Origin of the sequence: Paraburkholderia bonniea (assembly GCF_009455625.1) — a bacterium.
GTDB lineage: Bacteria > Pseudomonadota > Gammaproteobacteria > Burkholderiales > Burkholderiaceae > Paraburkholderia > Paraburkholderia bonniea.
Genome location: NZ_QPEQ01000001.1, coordinates 1955825 through 1973271 on the forward strand (window position 1 = coordinate 1955825; position 17447 = coordinate 1973271).

Annotated in this window: 15 protein-coding genes and 3 pseudogenes; 3 read left to right on the forward strand and 15 right to left on the reverse strand. The window is 57.6% G+C overall.

The window, feature by feature from the left end:
- Positions 1–38 precede the first annotated feature (38 nt).
- A complete protein-coding gene (locus tag GH656_RS08470) occupies positions 39–269 on the forward strand; it encodes a hypothetical protein (RefSeq protein WP_153075469.1) in 231 nt (76 codons plus the stop codon).
- A gap of 249 nt (positions 270–518) precedes the next feature.
- Here GH656_RS08470 and GH656_RS08475 read toward each other — a convergent pair whose 3' ends face one another.
- The 12 genes and pseudogenes from GH656_RS08475 to GH656_RS08530 form a co-directional block, all read right to left on the reverse strand.
- Positions 519–983, reverse strand: a complete 465-nt coding sequence (locus GH656_RS08475; protein ID WP_153075470.1) for a hypothetical protein — start codon at positions 981–983, stop codon at positions 519–521.
- A 30-nt stretch (positions 984–1013) separates the two neighbouring features.
- On the reverse strand, positions 1014–1577 hold the full coding sequence (locus GH656_RS08480) for a peroxiredoxin (RefSeq protein ID WP_153075471.1): 564 nt from the start codon (positions 1575–1577) through the stop codon (positions 1014–1016).
- Between the two features lie 413 nt (positions 1578–1990).
- The gene (locus GH656_RS08485) at positions 1991–2788 is read right to left on the reverse strand and encodes a hypothetical protein (RefSeq protein WP_153075472.1); all 798 of its coding nucleotides are present in this window, start codon (positions 2786–2788) and stop codon (positions 1991–1993) included.
- A gap of 80 nt (positions 2789–2868) precedes the next feature.
- Positions 2869–3663 (reverse strand): ABC transporter substrate-binding protein, encoded by a 795-nt coding sequence (locus tag GH656_RS08490; RefSeq protein WP_153075473.1) that lies wholly within the window; start codon positions 3661–3663, stop codon positions 2869–2871.
- 208 nt (positions 3664–3871) lie between these two features.
- A complete protein-coding gene (astE, locus tag GH656_RS08495; protein ID WP_425495857.1) occupies positions 3872–5041 on the reverse strand; it encodes a succinylglutamate desuccinylase in 1170 nt (389 codons plus the stop codon).
- Positions 5025–6365, reverse strand: coding sequence for an N-succinylarginine dihydrolase (astB, locus tag GH656_RS08500; protein WP_153075474.1), 1341 nt, complete (start codon positions 6363–6365; stop codon positions 5025–5027). Before astB ends, astE begins: the two co-directional genes overlap by 17 nt.
- Positions 6366–6374: 9 nt before the next feature.
- Positions 6375–7838, reverse strand: a complete 1464-nt coding sequence (astD, locus tag GH656_RS08505) for a succinylglutamate-semialdehyde dehydrogenase (protein ID WP_153075475.1) — start codon at positions 7836–7838, stop codon at positions 6375–6377.
- A gap of 19 nt (positions 7839–7857) precedes the next feature.
- Positions 7858–8934, reverse strand: a complete 1077-nt coding sequence (gene astA / locus GH656_RS08510; protein ID WP_153075476.1) for an arginine N-succinyltransferase — start codon at positions 8932–8934, stop codon at positions 7858–7860.
- On the reverse strand, positions 8931–10064 hold the full coding sequence (locus GH656_RS08515; protein ID WP_153075477.1) for an arginine N-succinyltransferase: 1134 nt from the start codon (positions 10062–10064) through the stop codon (positions 8931–8933). The genes astA and GH656_RS08515 overlap by 4 nt, the downstream gene beginning before the upstream one ends.
- Positions 10065–10469: 405 nt before the next feature.
- Complete coding sequence (locus GH656_RS08520) at positions 10470–11726, reverse strand: aspartate aminotransferase family protein (protein ID WP_153075478.1); 1257 nt, start codon at positions 11724–11726, stop codon at positions 10470–10472.
- A gap of 470 nt (positions 11727–12196) precedes the next feature.
- Positions 12197–12727, reverse strand: a complete 531-nt coding sequence (locus GH656_RS08525; protein WP_153075479.1) for an AAA family ATPase — start codon at positions 12725–12727, stop codon at positions 12197–12199.
- Positions 12728–12912: 185 nt separating this feature from the next.
- Positions 12913–13245: pseudogene (locus GH656_RS08530) on the reverse strand (helix-turn-helix domain-containing protein); the annotation flags it as partial.
- Between the two features lie 660 nt (positions 13246–13905).
- Here GH656_RS08530 and GH656_RS08535 point away from each other — a divergent pair.
- Positions 13906–14398: pseudogene (locus GH656_RS08535) on the forward strand (DDE-type integrase/transposase/recombinase); the annotation flags it as partial.
- A gap of 33 nt (positions 14399–14431) precedes the next feature.
- Here the strand turns inward: GH656_RS08535 and GH656_RS08540 are convergent.
- Both GH656_RS08540 and GH656_RS08545 read right to left on the reverse strand, forming a co-directional pair.
- Positions 14432–14635 carry a hypothetical protein gene (locus tag GH656_RS08540; RefSeq protein WP_153075482.1) on the reverse strand — a complete coding sequence of 68 codons (204 nt, stop codon included), beginning with the start codon at positions 14633–14635 and terminating at the stop codon, positions 14432–14434.
- Positions 14636–15109: 474 nt separating this feature from the next.
- Complete coding sequence (locus GH656_RS08545; RefSeq protein WP_153075483.1) at positions 15110–15274, reverse strand: hypothetical protein; 165 nt, start codon at positions 15272–15274, stop codon at positions 15110–15112.
- Positions 15275–15651: 377 nt separating this feature from the next.
- On the opposite strand from GH656_RS08545, the gene GH656_RS08550 reads away from it, so the two are divergent.
- Positions 15652–16917, forward strand: coding sequence for a hypothetical protein (locus GH656_RS08550; RefSeq protein ID WP_153075484.1), 1266 nt, complete (start codon positions 15652–15654; stop codon positions 16915–16917).
- 53 nt (positions 16918–16970) lie between these two features.
- On the opposite strand, the pseudogene GH656_RS08555 reads toward GH656_RS08550, so the two are convergent.
- Positions 16971–17386, reverse strand: a pseudogene (locus GH656_RS08555) (transposase family protein); the annotation flags it as partial.
- Between the last annotated feature and the right edge of the window lie 61 nt (positions 17387–17447).

Genomic DNA, 17447 nt, shown 5'->3' on the forward strand with positions numbered 1-17447 from the left:
CGCGAGAAACAGGCATCGGTTACCGCTGGAGCTTGAGCATGAAACAAGGTGCTGAAACGAACTTGATACGTACCGCCATGAATGCCAGCGCGAAGCAAAAAACACCAGCCTTCATGGCGTGCTGCCCAGAAACATCGGCCCCGCACGTGCTGACTTTGCGTGGGACCGCTGACTTTCAGCGCAGCGATTGTACGAACTCCGGAGTATTAAATATCTCGATTCCAGGGCGTCTTGAATTAATGGGAATTTTCCGGGCACGCTGTTATTGAACTGTCAGCGATGCCGGATAAAGGCGTAGGAATGGGCAAAGAAAAAATGTCGAAGCGGGACAGACGTATGAGGAAAAACACTCGAAAAAAAGCAGGCAGAAATGGCACAGCGGCCCGCATGCCAGATGGCATGCGGGCCGCTGTCATGAGCTTGGCTACTACAAGCAAAAGCGGCCTTGCGCCGCCCTCTGTTTTAAAGCCTCTGTTTTAAAGCCTCTTCTTCAAAGCCTCTGCTTCAAAGCCTCTGCTTCAAAGCCGCTGAGCCATCGCCAGCGTCAAAATCCGCTGCCACTGGTGCGCCTGGCGTTTACCGCTCATCGGCAAACGCCAAACCGTCCGGGCTGCGTCATGCACCTGCAGCATGACCTGCCATCCCTGCCCGCCGTGCTCCACCGTCGCTTCCTGCAAGTCGGCAAAAATGTACGCGCCACGCGCGTCATTTAACTGCACCTTGCACAGCCGCTTGCCTGCCGCCAGCGAGATCTCCCCCCACGGCGCGCTAAGCCTGTGCGTCCAGTCACCATCGCGCACGTTGGGTGCGATTTCGCGCTGGCGCTGCCACAGCCAGGTGAGACCCGCCAGCAGCAAACCCAGCACCAGCAGCGCCGCCGCAACGGCCACCCCGCTGCCAAACCACCATGAGATCGCAGCAAAGGCCTGCACCGCGCCGTACACCAGCGCGGCGGCCACCATCAACAAAACCAGAATCGGCATACGTCACCTTCTTTTCAGTCTTTTCCGGCATCAAGGCTGTTTGTGCGCCTCAGCCCACGCCTTCACCGCGCGCAAGGTGTTGGCCACATGCTGCTCAGGCGCGAGGCTGCTGTACTCGTAGACAATCTTGCCGTCCGGCGCGATCACATACGACACCCGGTTCGCCATTGAAGCGTGCAACGGCATCGCCGCGTCATACGCCTTGATCACCTTCGAATCCGGATCAGCCGCAACCGGGAACTTGCTGCGGCATTCGCTGACGGAAAATTTGCTCAGTGTTTCGAGCTTGTCATGCGACACCCCAAGCACCGTCGCTCCGTATTTGCTGTATTCGCCGGTGGCTTCGGCAAATTGATGGGCCTCGATCGTGCAGCCCTTGGTAAAGGCCGCCGGATAGAAATACAGCACCACCGGCCCTTTCTTCAGCTCCTGGGCCAGCGACCAGTTATAGGTCTTGCCACCCAGCGAAGCCTGCGCGGTGAAATCAGGCGCGGTATCGCCCGGCTTGAGCGTGGCCGAGGCCAGCGGAGCATGCAGCAGCATGCCGATGGAGCAAAACGCTGCGAGCAGCGGTGTCACGAGCTTGCGTTTCATCAGGATTCCTTGGGTCAAGGTGTCACGCTTCGCGCGTGACAGAGGTCATCTCCAACGGGTTAAAGCGGCAAGCACCGCCACCGCTGGCCGGAACGAACGCTGGATTGAACCATGTTTTGCTGGGGGTTACGGCACGGGGCGCTTTAGTTCTGGTTCAAGATCTACCGATCTGCCGCGCAAGCGTGATAGTGCAGGCAGGCGCAAAAAGCGCTGCCCCGGCAACTCGAATTCACCGTGCCCCCGAACGCCAGGTTCCACCGGAATCGGGCCGCATCGTCCTTTATGGAAAAACCGCGAGCGAAAATGCCACACCCGCGTGCCGCTCATCCACCCTGCTTGCCTCCCGCTTTTACCCAGAAAATCCTGAAAACACGAGACATGGGCGCTTTATAAATCGAGGCGAATAAGATTTTTTAAATCACTGCTTTGGGCCGGTAAGGGCCTTGGCCAATAATGATAAATTCGCAGCCCTTGTTATAAAGTTCGATTCCCGCCGCCGAATCGGCGAGCCATTTTACCGTATTAGCATCACCAGTCATATGGCGCAAATTTGGAAAAGGATTAAATTCAGACATTTCTTCATTAACTTCATTTAAAGCATACTGCGTAGTTGAGGAGAGATACACTTCCTCCATCTTCGGCAGGCTTATCTTTGACCAATTATCATAATCCCCGGGAATCAATATAATATTTTCCAGACGGAGCGACCGCGCATTTTTCAGAAAATGCAAATGCTCGGTAATGCCGAGAACAATATCTCCTCGAAGATTGTGAACCCCCGGTTTTCTTTCGGGTAAAACAAGGCTGAATTTTTCAAGAAATTGTAGCGCTTTCAAATCTTTATAGCCCGCTCCACCCAACATATCTCCGGCTTTATCATTGCGAATACGCCATATCTCGTCACGCCAGAACAATTTATTTTCCGGAAAACCCTTACCATACAGACTCAACGATTTCAATGATTCTATGTTAGGACTAGCCCTAAAATTCACTCTTAAATTACATTCTGGATCATAGCCTATAGCATAATCTTCGAGACCACAAAATCCTTGCAACGCCTTCTTCGTAATATTAAAACCAGGCTGAATACATGAAATTCTAGCCTCCACACTGAAACTTTTTAGCGATTTTATTTTTGAAATACCTTCAACCAAATCACGACAAGCATAATTGACGCCACCACCTGGCTGGTCTGCTGAGATTTCTGCCACCCACCCGTAAAAACGCCACTGGCCGCATTTCTGCGGCCAGTGGCGTCACTTACATCAAGTTCCGGTACGGCTTTAAAGGCTTACTTCAACACCACCTTGACATCGAAATATTTCGCGGCAAAGCGGTCAATCGTGCCATCAGCTTTCAGCTCTTTAAGCGCCTTGTTCAGCGCATTTTTCAGCTCGGTATCGCCTTTGCGCACCCCAAAACCAACGCCCACACCCAGCAGCTTCTCGTCGCTAACCGCTGGTCCAGCGAACGCGAAACCCGCGCCCTGCTCCTGCTTCAGGAAACCTTTCGAAGCGGCTTCGGCGTCCTGGAATGCCGCATCCAGACGGCCCGACTTGAGGTCGGCATACACCATGTCCTGGGTCTGATACGGCACGACGGTGACGCCAGCAGGCGACCAGCGCGCTTTCGCATAGGTTTCCTGGATCGTGCCTTGCAGCACGCCAACGCGATGGCCTTTGAGTGAGAGCCCGGTAGGCTGCAGACGGCTGCCTTTCTTCGCAATCATCTGGCTCGGAATCACATAGATCGGATCGGTGAAATCAATCGCCGCGCGCCGCTGCTCGGTAATCGACATGTCCGAATTAATCACGTTGAACTTGCGTGCCTGCAACGCAGGGATCAGGCCGTCGAAGTCGTTTTCGACCCAGACGCATTTAGCTTTGAGCTTCGCGCACACCGCATTGCCAATGTCGATGTCAAAGCCTTGCAGCTCGCCCGTGGCGGACTTGAATTCAAATGGTGCGTATGACGCTTCAACACCAAAACGAATTTCCTTGATATCGGCCGCCGACGCAGTGCCGCTCAGGACCGTTGCTGCCGCCAGAAACGCAGCGGCGGCATTCTTTCGCCAATTCATTTTCATCAGGACGTCCTCGGTGGGAATAAGGTGGGAATCAAACAGAAAAACAGCGTCGCGCTCGCGCTGCAATCCGGGCGACCTTCCCCGGCCCGGGCCATGTTGCAGCGCTTCACGCGTTCGCGCGGGGGCGATTGTACAGGGTGCGGATCGGCCGCAGATTGGCTTATGAGATAGCCGTTACGGCCGTCGCCTGATGCAGCGCGCATCAACTTCAGCCGCTCGCGGTGTCACCAGGCAGAGTGACGAGTGCTTCACGCGCTGTTTCCAGCACCAGCAAGCCCGCGCGCAACCCTGCTTTGACGTTGGGGTTGGGAAACACGATGCGCTCTTCCTCATGTTGGACGACATAGCGGTAAGCCCCATCACGAGCCAGCAACGTGCCTCGGGCAAAGGGCGTGAAATTGGCCACATCGGCGGCCAGCAGCAATTCGAAAGCGTCGCTGTGCCGGGTGATCTGGTCGATCACGGTGAACACGCGCGGCCACGACGCGGCCTCGGGCGCGGCGGCGCTGGCGGTAACGGCCCCCTCTGCCAGCAGCGCGCGCAGCGCGGTATCGGCCGCAGCGAAGCGTGTCAGGTCGTTCTGGCCAAACGGGCGGACCTTGCCGAGTTCGAGCGTGCAGGCCTCGGCACCACAGGTCTGCGCGCTGAAATGCGAATACGTGTGGCTCTTCACCGTATGCACCAGCACCGCTGCAATCTGCGCGGCACCGAGCCAGGCAAACAACGCGGGGGAGACCGGCTGGCCGGTATGCGGCAGCAGCGCGAACTGCTCGAACACCGAGGCGCGAATCGCAGTGTGCAAATCGAAATGCCAGCGAGCGCCACGCGGATGAGCCGCCGCGGCCTGGGCAAAGAATTGCTGCGCCACATGTTCCAGCGCCTGGGCGCGGGGCGCTTCGCGGCTCGCCGGCACGGCGGCGTAAGCACCGCTAAACAAGCGGTTTAGATCGTCATCCTGATAACGCTGGGCGCTGCGCATCGCCTCGATGTTGCCCAGCACCACCAGCACCCGGCACGCCAGCCTGGCGCGTCCAGCAGCAAGGTCGCTCACCAGGCGCGACAGCAATTCCAGCGGTGCGGTTTCGTCGCCGTGGATGCCCGCCGAGAGCAGCACGCTGGGCGTCGTAGCAGTGCAATGCGCAGGTTCCAGGCGCAGCACGCCTTGCTCAAGCCACGTCCAGCGCAGGCCATGCGCGACACTGCCGTGAGCCGCCGCGCCCGTCAGCGCGGGCTGGGCCAGCGCCAGCGTATAGCTGAGAAAATCGTCTAGCAGCGCAGGGCCTGGAAGATGGTCTGGAAGATGAGCACCCTGAGCACCACCAGCACCATGAATGCCCGCAGCCATCCCCGAAGGAGGTGTCTTAGCGCTGGAAGTCATAAAGCGAGCCGAGCCCGAGAATTTGCGTGAGTTCATCCAGCGCCGTGCGCGATTCCAGCAGCAAGTGCGGATCGGCCAGGTCAGCGGGCGCGAGCGTATCGCGGTAATGGCGCTCGATCCAGCTATCCAGCCGCGTGAACAGCGCGTCGTCGAGCCACATCCCTGGCAGCACGGCGGCGCGTTCGGCTTCGTTCAGCACCACCCGCAAGCGTAGGCAGGCAGGCCCGCCGCCGTTTTTCATGCTCTCGCGCAGATCAAACACCAGCACCTCATCAACCGGACCAGGACGCGCACTCAGCCCGTCAAGCCATGCGGCCACCCGTGGCCGTTCACGGCACTCCTGCGGCACCACCAGCACTTGCCGCCCATCCGGCAGCCGCAACAACTGGCTGTTGAATAGATACGACGACACCGCATCCGCCACGCTGACCTGGGCCTCGGGCACCTCAAGCACCTGTAACTGTGCGCCAAGCCGCGCCATCCGTTCGCGCAGCGTGTCGTACACCTGCGCCTGCGCAACAAACGCTTGCTCATGGCAAAAAAGCGTCTGGCCATTACCCACGGCGATCACGTCGTTATGAAACACCCCCGCGTCGATCACCTCGGGATTTTGCTGGGCATACACGGTGGCTGCGTCCTGCAAGCCGTGATGCTGGGCCACCGCCCGGCTGGCTTCGAAAGTCTGACGCGCCGGATAACGCTGCGGCTGCGGCCCCGGCCGGTATTCGCTGCGGCCATAGACAAAAAACTCGACGCCCGGCGCGCCGTAGTCGCGGCAAAAGCGCGTGTGGTTCGCTGCGCCTTCGTCGCCTAGCGCAGGGGTGCCAGGCAAGGCCTCGTGCACCACGAAATGCTCCGGCGCGGCAAAGATCGTGCGCAGCGTGCGGCGGGTCGCCTCGTGTTCGATCGCGCGATGCAGCTTGCTGCACAGGTTGGCCGGGGTGAAATGCACGCGGGCATCAGGCGTATCGGCCGACGGGCTGACGGTCGCGGCATTCGCAGTCCACATCGCGGAGGCCGAGCTCGCCGCCGCCAGCAGTTCAGGCGCGTCTTTCGCCGCACGGGCGATCACGCTGGCGTCATCGCCCGAAAATCCGAGGTCGCGCAGCAAGCGTATGGAAGGCCGCTCCTGCGGCGGCAGCACACCTTGCGCCAGCCCCAGATCCGCCAGCTGCTTCATCTTGCGCAAGCCTTGCCGCGCCGCAGCCTTGGGATTGGCGCTGGATTTTTCGTTGCTTTGCGACGCGACGTTGCCATACGACAGCCCCGCGTAGTTGTGTGTTGGACCGACGAGTCCGTCGAAATTCGCTTCAATGGCTGACATCGTTGATCCTTAAAAGTGCAGGCCGGGTGCAACCGTGGCAGGCATTTGCAACTGCGCACTTTCGACCGAGGCCATGGGATAGGCGCAGTAATCCGCCGCGTAATAAGCGCTAGGACGCTGGTTGCCAGAGCGCCCTACGCCGCCAAACGGCGCGCCCGAGGACGCGCCGTTAGTCGGCCGGTTCCAGTTGACGATGCCCGCGCGGATGCGCTGCTGAAACTGCTGCCAGAGCGCTGCGTCGTCCGCCAGTAAACCAGCAGACAAGCCGAAGGCGGTGTCGTTGGCGCGCTCGATGGCCTCGGCGAAATCGCCATAGCGCGCCACTTGCAGCAGCGGGCCGAAATATTCTTCGTCGGGCACGGCCTGCACGTTGCTAACGTCGATCAGCGCTGGCGTGACAAAACCCAGATCGGGTGCGCGCTGGGTCATCGGCAGCAGCGCCTTGGCACCACGCGCCAGCAAACGCTGCTGCGCCGCCAGCAACTGCCCCGCCGCCCGCGCCGAAATCACCGCGCCCATGAACGGCTGCGGCGTGGCGTCGTAAGCGCCCACGCCAAGCGCTGCGCTGACCTCCGTCAGCCGCGCCAGAAAGCGCACGCCAAACGCGTCATCCGGCACCAGCAGACGGCGCGCGCAAGTGCAACGCTGCCCCGCCGATAAAAACGCCGACTGGATCGTGTGATGCACCGCTGCATCCAGATCAGCCACCGGCGCGACCACCAGCGGGTTATTGCCCCCCATCTCCAGCGCCAGCACGATCTCGGGCCGCCCGCCGAATTGCCGGTGCAGCAGCGTGCCGGTGTCCGAGCTCCCGGTAAAAAACAGCCCGTCGATCTGCGCGTGCTGCGCCAGCGCGATGCCCGTGTCTTTCTCGCCTTGCACCAGATTCAGCACACCTGCGGGCAAACCAGCGGCCTGCCAGAGCTCGACCGTGGCCCGCGCCACGCCCGGTGCCAGCTCGGATGGCTTGAACACCACCGTATTGCCCGCGATCAGCGCCGGCACGATATGGCCATTGGGCAAATGCCCAGGAAAGTTATACGGCCCAAACACCGCCACCACACCATGCGGCCGATGCCGCAGCACCGCCGTACCATCGGCCAGCGTCACGCGCTTTTCGCCCGTGCGCTCGTGATACGCCTGCAGCGAGATGCCAATTTTGGCCGCCATCGACGCCACTTCCAGCCGCGCTTCCCAGAGCGGCTTGCCGGTCTCGCGGCCAATCGCATGCGCCAGCGTTTCGCTGTGCTCCGTCAGCAACGCCGCGAAGCGCTGCACCAGCGCCGCGCGTGCCTCGAACGGCTGCGCCTGCCAGCCTGCGCTCGCGCGCCGGGCGCTGCGCACGGCCTCATCGACATCAGCGGCGCTCGCGCCCGCGCCCTGCCACACCACGGCACCCGTGCCTGGATCATGCGAGGCAAACACCGCTGCGGTGCCGCTACGCCATTGCCCATCAATAAAAAGCTCGCTCATGCTGGTTCCTGTTGAAGTTCTAGCGCGGTTTAAGGGGCAACACGCGCAGCGCATCACCCGCGTTGAGATTGAGCGCGGCGGCTTCGCTAGCGCTCAGCCGGAAGCGCCCGGCATGCACCGCGCCCGCCGCCACCCCGACACGGAAATCACCCAGCGAGGTATTCGACACCAGCGCCTGCGGCTGGGGTTGGGCTTGCGCGGCGGGTGCGGCGGGTTCAAGCGCGGCCGCATTGGCCTCGTGAGCCGCCTCAGGTTCGGCGATCTCGACCACCGCCAGCACGCTGTCGCGCACCGTGCGCAAATCAGCGATATGGCATTCGAGGACCGGACCGGCATCGAAGATATCGACATGGTTTTCGTAACGCAGCCCTTCGGCTTCCAGCATCCGGCGCGCGGGCACCGTGTCTTGGTGCGTCAGCCCAACGCAGCGCTGCGCCTCGGCGGGCAACAAATCGACGTACACCGGAAAGCGCGGCATCAGTTCAGCCAGAAACGCCCGGCGGCCGTGCGAGCTGAGATAGTCGGCGGCGTTGAAGTCGATCTGGTAGAAATGCGAGCCCACCGCGCGCCAGAACGGCGAGGTGCCCTGCTCATCGAAATGCCCACGCAGCTCAGCGCACAAGCGCTGCGGAAAGCGCTCACGGAACTGCGCGATAAACATGAAGCGCGAGCGTGACAACAATCCGCCCACACCGCTGGCGCGATAACGCGGGCTCAGAAACAGCGAGCACACCTCGGCGTAACCCGTCAGATCGTGCGAAATATTCAGCGCCCGCATCCGGGTCCAGATACCCAGCTCCTGGCTCGCGTGCACCACCTGGCTCACGCGGTAGTTATAAAACGGCTGGGCCAGCCCGACTTCGGCCTCGATGCCGCACACGCCCGCGATATCGCCGCTGACGCTGTCCTGCATCACGAAGAAATAACCCGCTTCATGCGGCTCGGCCCGGCCCTCAAGCGTGCGCCGGGTGCGCGCAATGCGGGCCGCCAGCGCCTCCCGGTCAGGTTTAAAAGTCGTCAGGCCAGGCCCGGTTTCACCCGCCAGCCGCACCAGCGCATCGACGTCTTCGGTTTGCACCACGCGCACGACGATCATGATGCGTCTCCGGCAAAACCAGCGGCTGCGGCGCTCTGCGCGCGAGGCTGATGCAACGGCACACAACGCACCACATCGCCCGGCTCTACATTGAGCGCCGCAGCGACCTCCGGCGTGAGCGGCGCAAGCGGCGCGGCCAGCGCAACCTGATGAGCAGCATGAGCCGTGGCACAGGAAGCTGCCGCCTCAGCAGCAGGCAGATCCGCCAGCACACAGCGAAACCCATCCAGCGCATGGCTCGCCACCAGATATGTCGAGCCCGCTAACGCGGCGTCAGTCGATCCAGACGCCCATTGCACCCGGCGATTTTCGTTGCGCGCCGCGCAGCGGCTGCGCTCAACCGGCACGGTCAGAACCGGGCCCGCATCGAAGATATCGACGTAACGGTCGGTTTCGAAACCTTCTTCCTGATGAATTTCATAGGCTAGCAACGCGCCCGCATCGGGCTCGCCCAGCACTCGCTGCGCCGCTTCGGGCAGCAACGGCACATAGATCGGATAACTCGGCATCACTTCAGCGATAAAGCGGTGGCTACGCCCGCTTGAGGCCCGCTCAATCGCGGCGAAATCGCGCCCAAAAAATTTGCGCCCCACCGCTTCCCAGAACGGCGACACCCCAGCGTCGTCGGTCACACCTAACAGCAGCGTGAAGACCTCAGGCGTAAAACGCTGACGCTGCGCCGCGAGATACATCATGCGTGCCCGCGACAGCAAATGCGCCGCCGCATCGCCACGCAGCGAAGGCGCGAGATAAAAGCCTGCGAGACGGCTCATCCCGGTCAGTTCATGCGACATCGTCAGCGCGTGGATCTTGCGGCTCACATGCAGCTCGCGTGACGCGTGAATCAGCGCATCGTTACGAAACGCATAGAACGGTTCGGCATAGCCCGCCGCCGCGATGATGCTGGCGGTGCCAAGCAAGGTGTCCGTGGCCGTATCAGCGAGGACAAACAGATAAAACTCTTCCCCGGGGAAATCGACTTCGGCGCGAAACGAATCTTCGGACAACGCAATGCGCGCTTCGAGCGCCGCGCGCTCATGCGGCAGCGAGTGCAGCACTGGCCGAGCGGTCTGCGCCATCTGCAACAGCGCATCGAGATCGGCAAGACGGGCAGGACGGACATAGTGCATCTGCGCTCCTGGAGTGAAATGACCAGCGTTTGAAGTGCGCTAGCCAGAAATGAACACGGGGTGAAGCACCAGCGGGGTGAGTCGGGTAATCAGGTTAGCTAACCTGGTGGCACCCGTGGTGCGCGGTGCGCGCCTGGGAGCCCGGTGCCAGTGACCTGGTAGATGGGTTTGGGCGATTGGAGAATTCCGTTCATCGTCGTCATGTACGGGTCAAGTCTTCGTGGTTTGCCTTCGTGGTTTGCCTTCGTGGTTTGCCTTCGTGGTTTGCCTTCGTGGTTTGCCTTCGTGGTTTGCCTTCGTGGTTTGCCTTTGTGGTTTGCCTTTGTGGTTCGTCACAGCGCTTTACCTCAGCGATTTACCCCAGCAAATTACCCCAGCGGCAAACCCCAACCCCAGCAATCCGCCTCAGCCCTTCGGCTGCGCCGCACCAGCCTCGGCCGCCACGCTAGCCACCACACGCGCCAGCGTCCGTTCCAGTCGAGCAAAACCCTCATCGAGATCAGCTAACGGAATAATCAGCGAAGGCGCAAAACGCAGCACATCGGGCCCGGCCATCAGCAGCATCAAACCCTCTTGCGCGGCGGCGGTCAGCACCTCTTTCGCCCGTCCCTTGAAGCGTTCGTTGAGCTCCGCGCCGATCAGCAAACCCTTGCCCCGGATCTGCCGAAACACACCGAAACGCGCGTCCAGCCGCGCCAGATGCGCCCGCACCACCTCACTGCGCTGACGCACGCCTTCGAGCAACGCGGGCTCGCTCACCAGCTCCACCACCTTCGACGCAATGGCCGCTGCCAGCGGATTACCACCGTAAGTCGTGCCATGCACGCCCACCTTGAAATGCTGCGCCAGCGCCGCCGTGGTCAGCATCGCGCCAATCGGGAAGCCATTGCCCAGCGCCTTGGCCGTGGTCAGGATATCGGGCGTGACGCCGCTTTCCTGGTACGCATAGAAATGCCCGGTGCGCCCCACTCCGGTCTGCACTTCATCGAAAATCAGCAACGCCTCGTGCGCATCACAAGCATCCCGCAGCGCCTGCAAAAACGCAGGTTCTGCCGGAATCACCCCACCCTCACCCTGCACCGGCTCAACGATCACCGCACAAGTATTCGGCCCAATCGCCGCGCGCGCGGCAGCGATATCGTTGTAAGGCACATGCAGCAGATCAGCCGGCACCGGGCCGAAACCTTCGGAATACTTCGGCTGGCCGCCAACACTCACCGTCAGGAAAGTCCGGCCATGGAATGACTGAGCGAAAGAAACGATGCCGGTTTTGTGCACGCCATGCCGCTCAAAACCCACACGGCGCGCCAGCTTCAACGCAGCCTCATTGGCCTCGGCACCTGAGTTGGCGAAAAACGCGCGCTCAGCAAAACTCAGCGCTTCAAGCTGACGCGCCAGCCGCAACACCGGCAAGTTGGTATAGCCATTGCCGATATGCCAGAGCTGGCCGCCCTGCTCCTGCAGCACCTGCAGCAACGCCGGATGAGCATGCCCCAGCCCGGTAACCGCAATCCCACCGGCGAAGTCGATGTATTCACGCCCTTCGGTATCCCACACCCGCGAGCCCTCGCCGCGCACCGGAATAAAAGCCGCCGGAGCGAAAACCGGCACCATCACTTCGTCAAAGGTTTGCCGTGTCACGGCTGTGCTGGAGGGGTTCATCGTGAATTCCTGTTGAGAGTCAGGTGGCAGGCTAGGCCTGGGAGGCGGTGAGATTACCGGAGCGAACGTGAACGCAAGTGTAGGAAATCGCCCGCCACTCGTCTTGCGCATACGCGACATGGGTAGGAATTAGTGCGGTGGAGATGGGGATCGGAGTGAAAACCCTGATGATCCTGGTGGGTGACGCGGTGACGCGGTGACGGCAGAAGTACGGGGGCGGTGGTTTTGTGTCCTGCTGGCCCGGAAGTAGCTAGTTCTGATGCGCAGAAGCTCTGATGCAGAGAGGACGAACTCAATACGTCACGGGCGTAAGCCGTGTTGACGGCCGGACTGCCTGGCCGATCGCGGCTGCTATTGCACGACCCATCCCCCGCGAACCGGCAACGCTGAATTGAGCGGAAAGAAGATGGCCATCACAGCGCAAAAGCGCCGGACCCAAGCTGGCAGAGCGTATGCAGTGATACGGTGACTCAGTTGCCCAGCATCTTGAGGACGAAATCGGCTCGCTCCATGACACCAAGCCTGGGAACGATAGAAACCTCATAACCCAGCGCGGGCCAGACTTCGAGCAGCCGGGAATATTCGTCCATGGCGTGCTCAAGACTATGTTGCCGCTCTGCATCCTGAACGTAAATTTGCGGCCAGGGTGGCGTCAGGAAAACACGCTGATGGTAGCGATGACGTGGCCCAAGCTGCGTCAATACCGGCTCTCCAGTCAAATGCTGCAGACCAGCCGCGGCGTCGATCACCCCCCTGTCGAAGAAGGTCCAGTTGCACGGCGAGCCCAATGAAGCCCGATCAGCGAGCGCCACGTCAATGGCACGGCGCAAAAACGCCACTGGGTCGACCCAGGGCAGCGCCGTCCCGTTGCTATGAAGCGCTGTTTGTACGATCCGCCTGCCAGGTTCTGGCACGACCGCGTAGCCCCGCCGGCCAAGCTCCGCGAGCAAGGTGGACTTACCGCCGCCGGAGCAGCCAGAGATGACGACGAACCGGTTGATATCTCCTCCGTTGAGATCAGGGCATCACCCTGGATTGCGGCGGAACGCGCTCGTAGCTCGTAGCTCGTAGCTCGTAGCTCGTAGCTCGTAGCTAGAGCGTGTCAGACGCGTTGGATCAATGGCATTGCATGAGCCATCCATCAGCATGGCAAAGAAGAGGAAATGCCAGCCGCCCCCCACCACGCCTAACGCGCGCTCCAATTGCGGCGCTCCTCGCGCGGGGTCACGCCAAAGCGTTCGCGGTACCGGTTCGAAAAATGCGCCGCTGAGACAAAGCCGCACGCCAGACTAATCTGCAACACGGATTGCCCGGTGCTGCGCAGTTGCTCACGCGCCTGGGCCAGACGCAAGTTCAGATAGTGGCGTGACGGCATGGTCGCCAGATACTGGCGAAACCAGCGCTCAAGCTGCCGCCGTGACACGCCAACCAGCGCAGCGAGGTCATCGGTGGTTAAGGGCTCTTCGAGATTGGCCTGCATCAGCAACAAGGCCTCGTTCAGACGAGGATGATGCTCACCCGCCTCGAGCGTCGCCGGTAGCGCAGGCCCGGGCTCGCCCGGGTCAGGGCAAGGAGCTGAAGGAGGGGGCGATGCAGCGGGGCTCATGAGGCAGACATCAGGCGAACGCGTAACGTGACAGGTAATTTTTCATATAAACACAAAGTAAATCTGCCATTCCCAGTAAAGAAAAATCCACGATCACGTACGGTAGCGAAGAAAAATTCATTATTTTCCCGAGCACAACGCGTAAATCCCCATTCATTCCCGGTTAATCAAAACACCTATAACCGCCTGAGATTTTAAAGCGATTAGTTGACTGAAAATAACACTTAACGCAGCAGATCAAGTCCAGTACTGATCCAGGCAAAACCAATATGCTCTTGCAAATGACAGACCGGATTTATGGGGTAGCATCCTGATCCTGGCCATAAGTCAGTTCTCAATCAACAATCAATCTTGCTTTTGTTGTTCTTCGTCTGCGCCATCAGCGCGGATTCATTCACCCACCTCGAACAACTAGAATTTTCACAGCCGTCCTACACGGTGCATGGGCACACCCTTGCGCTAGCGGAAAACAGCGTCTTTGGCCGCGCCCAGATGCAGAGCCATGGACGCGATGCACGCTTCAAGCAAATGGAGGATGAATTTAGGTCATTTAAAGCCGGCCAAAGTCTATCACTGGCCACAGAGCAGCCGGAACCGCTGGCGGTGCCGCAGAGACGGAACAAGTGCTGGTCGATGTATTTCATGCACGATCAGCTCGCTAATGAACGTAGCATCAGACTGTTCAGCGTGATTGATGACTTCAAACGCGAAGGCCGATGTATCGAGGTGGACTTCTCTATGACGGCACTACGTGTGATCCGCTCACTGGATCAGGTGAGCGAATGGCGTGGCAAGCCGATGAAAATCCACTGTAACAACGTTCCCGAATACGTCAGCGAGGCACTGAGCGAATGGGCGCTCCGACGCGGCATCGTCCTGCAATTTATCCAGCCAGGCAAGCCACAACAAAACAGTTCGATACGGCTGGCTCGCCCATTACCTGTTCGAGACGGTAGCCGAGGCTCAGGCGTATGCGGCGAAGTGGTTGTGGTCATGCAATCACGAACGGTCAAACACGGCAATTGGCGGGGTCACGCCAAAACCGATGTTGCCCAACGCAGCATAAGCTCTACTTCTGAACCTCGTTAAAACGGGAGAATTATCGCGGGGGCTGATTCGCAAATTCCCGGAGTATATTTTCTCCTGCAAGGCCGAATTGATTCTCCACCCATTTTTCCGCCTCACCGAAAACATCGATTGCAGAAACTGCACTATTGACTGCCTGACTTAATTTATTATTCGGCCATTTAACTGCAGCAAGAAAAATACCGGCGAGGCCACGGATGATGTATTTAGCCAGCAATTTATTTTGATCCTGTACTCTTTTTTTCAGCTTTCATCGGTGCCGCAGCTTACACGGCTGGGCTGAAACGCAATAAAACTGACCATTACCAATAAAAAAAACAGATCCAGAGTATAAGATCGCTCGTGCTTTGTTACTGGGAATTTGCTGGACCTGCCGCCGTTTATTATGATTATCGACTTGATTAACTGAAAACCTTTGATGAGTGGGAGTGGATACACCAGACACCACATTATTCCCTGTTACTTTTATCACAATTTAGTTCTCTTTTAAATATTAAAAAATTAAACGTCCAGAATAACGTGCCATATTTCTCACATATACTACCAGGGCTTAAATAACGCACAAGTATCAAAGATTCCTGCCCCACAGAGAAATCTTAATGTCTTTCCTCCGTCTGGCGGCATCGTTCTTGAGTCTGGCACATCAGCATGGCGAATCTGCCATTTGACGACCACGCAGCCAATTTGCCGCTCAAGTGCCGAACCTCTCTGCATCCTTCACTCTGGGTTTATCACGCGCTTTCTCCTTGACGGGGGATTTCTCGAAAGCGACCAGTTTTCGTGAAAAACGCTGCTTGTTGATGCACCACAGCGCCAGAAAATACCTGGGATGAAAATCGGCATAGGGGGCGGCCAAGAGGCCTTACCCCTGCCACACCACCCGGCATGCGGGTCCGCACCTGAGCTCCCCCCGATTAATCAAGCGCCTTGAATTGGAGGTTTCCGGCATCACGCGCTTCGTGGATGACTTGTACTTGTGCTAGCAACTCTAAGGAGCGAGGGGAGGTTCAGCATGGAACCTTCCTACTTAAGGCGTTACTTAGTTTATGTTTTATTTTAAAAATTCGAGTCAGGTGTATTTCGCCTGCTTTCGAAAATGGCGCAGCATGCTTTTATATGCTGCATAATTTTTATTGGCTAAATTAACTTTAACCTCTAAATATGCTATTAAATAAACTAACCTCATTAATCACCGACACCAACGCGCGACCGGAAACAACAACTCACGACCCGATGATTAAGCAAGTACCGGTCGAAAATCCGCGGTCGATTAAATATTCATATATATGCTTTAATCCAGATAGCTTTCATGGCAATAAAAATTTCAATATCGTTGACGCAGTAGTACGACCTGCTGCTGAAGAGAAAATACCTTCGGCCTCATCGGATAATCCAAAAAAACAGAATAAAAAAATACCATCCATTGATTTTTTCACAAATATAAAAAAATATTACGGAATCAATATAATAGATCACGACGGAAAACCTCTTTCGCCAGACCAATACACGCCTGAAAAAATTTTTGAAAATACAAAACTGGTTGAAATAACTAACTCATCAAATAATGAGACCAGCCTGGATGAACTTCGGCAGCAGCTAGGAAAGGAATGGCAGTTTATTCTGCATTGCACGAATCCGGGGTACAAGCAAGAGGTTGAGAAAAACAGTAATGGTGAATTTGAGGCGGGGTCTACTTTTTTTGCTAATCGTTTATACAATCCCAATCTCACCAACCAGTATTTTGAAAAATTCAAACCTCAAGAGATTGCATTGCTACATTCTGTATGGGAATTGAATCATATTTTGCATATGGAGTCTGTCCAGTTAAATCTTGCGGATTCAATTTCCCTGGAGTTTATTAGCGAGCAAGCCGAAACTTTTGGATTTACTTATATTAATTCGCTTACAAAATACAAAGAAATTATTTCATACTTAATTGAAGAAAGCGCGGACTTTCGTCGCGAACAGAAAATAATGCCACCAAGTATCAATAAAAAAAATCTTAGTCATGGAGGGAAAGGGATTTTCCATGTAAAGCTCGCTGAATTTACTTATCCCCAGTTTAATCAAGAAACCAGAAATTTAATCAAAATCTTAGCTGATCATTTCACTAACGCAGCCGAAAACAACAAAATAAGCATCGACCAATTAATGCACGAGACCATCGCTCTTATTAATGCAAAAATATATATTTATCAAGCGAAATCAGATCCCAAAAAAATGCATATAAAAACCGGATATCTAAAAAACAAGATTAGGGAAATTTACAAATCTTTAAAAGAATCGAACACGCCCCTACCTTCGACAGTCGTTAAGGCGATTTATGCGGCGACAGTTAGTATCTCGGCACTTGCCAAGACTGAACCGATTCTTGGCCTCACTACCTTCACCGATAGAGAGGAGCTACAAAAGTTGTTCGCTGTGCTGCTGGCTAATCCGTCTAGCACAACCTCGTCATCAAGCCCAAGCGCTTTCTCCAGCGTCCGCCATAGCCAGTAATTAGCCTCGCGTGGCAGGCTTCACCCAAAGTTGCCTGCCGCGCCTTAAAGGCGCTAACACAAGTCATCCACGAAGCGCGAACAGATAACAGCAACAGCTGGGGAAAGTGACGCAACATGGATGTCGAGATGACGCTCGAAACGCATGCGTGCGCTTGACCACTCGGCGATGCTGTCCGAGCTTCTTTTTACGTTCTACGCCGCGCCGCGCGATACGGGCCTTGATGCCACGCTTGTTCAACTAATGCGGGCAACGGGGCAAAGTCATAACCCTTGTCCGCATGCAACTTGCCTGGACGTTTGCAGGGTTGGCCGTTCAGGCCCGCCACCGCCGGAATTGCGTCGAACGTGGACTCGGATGCCATCGAGTTGTGCCGGTTGGCACCGGTGACCGTGATGACCAGGACAATGCCTCGTGCGTCTACGACGATGCGCTGTTTCGACCCGAGCTTGCCCTGAGGCTTGAGGTTTCGCAGCTTGGTATCGGCCAGCATGACATCCGTTTATTTTGGTCAAAAATATCATGATTCA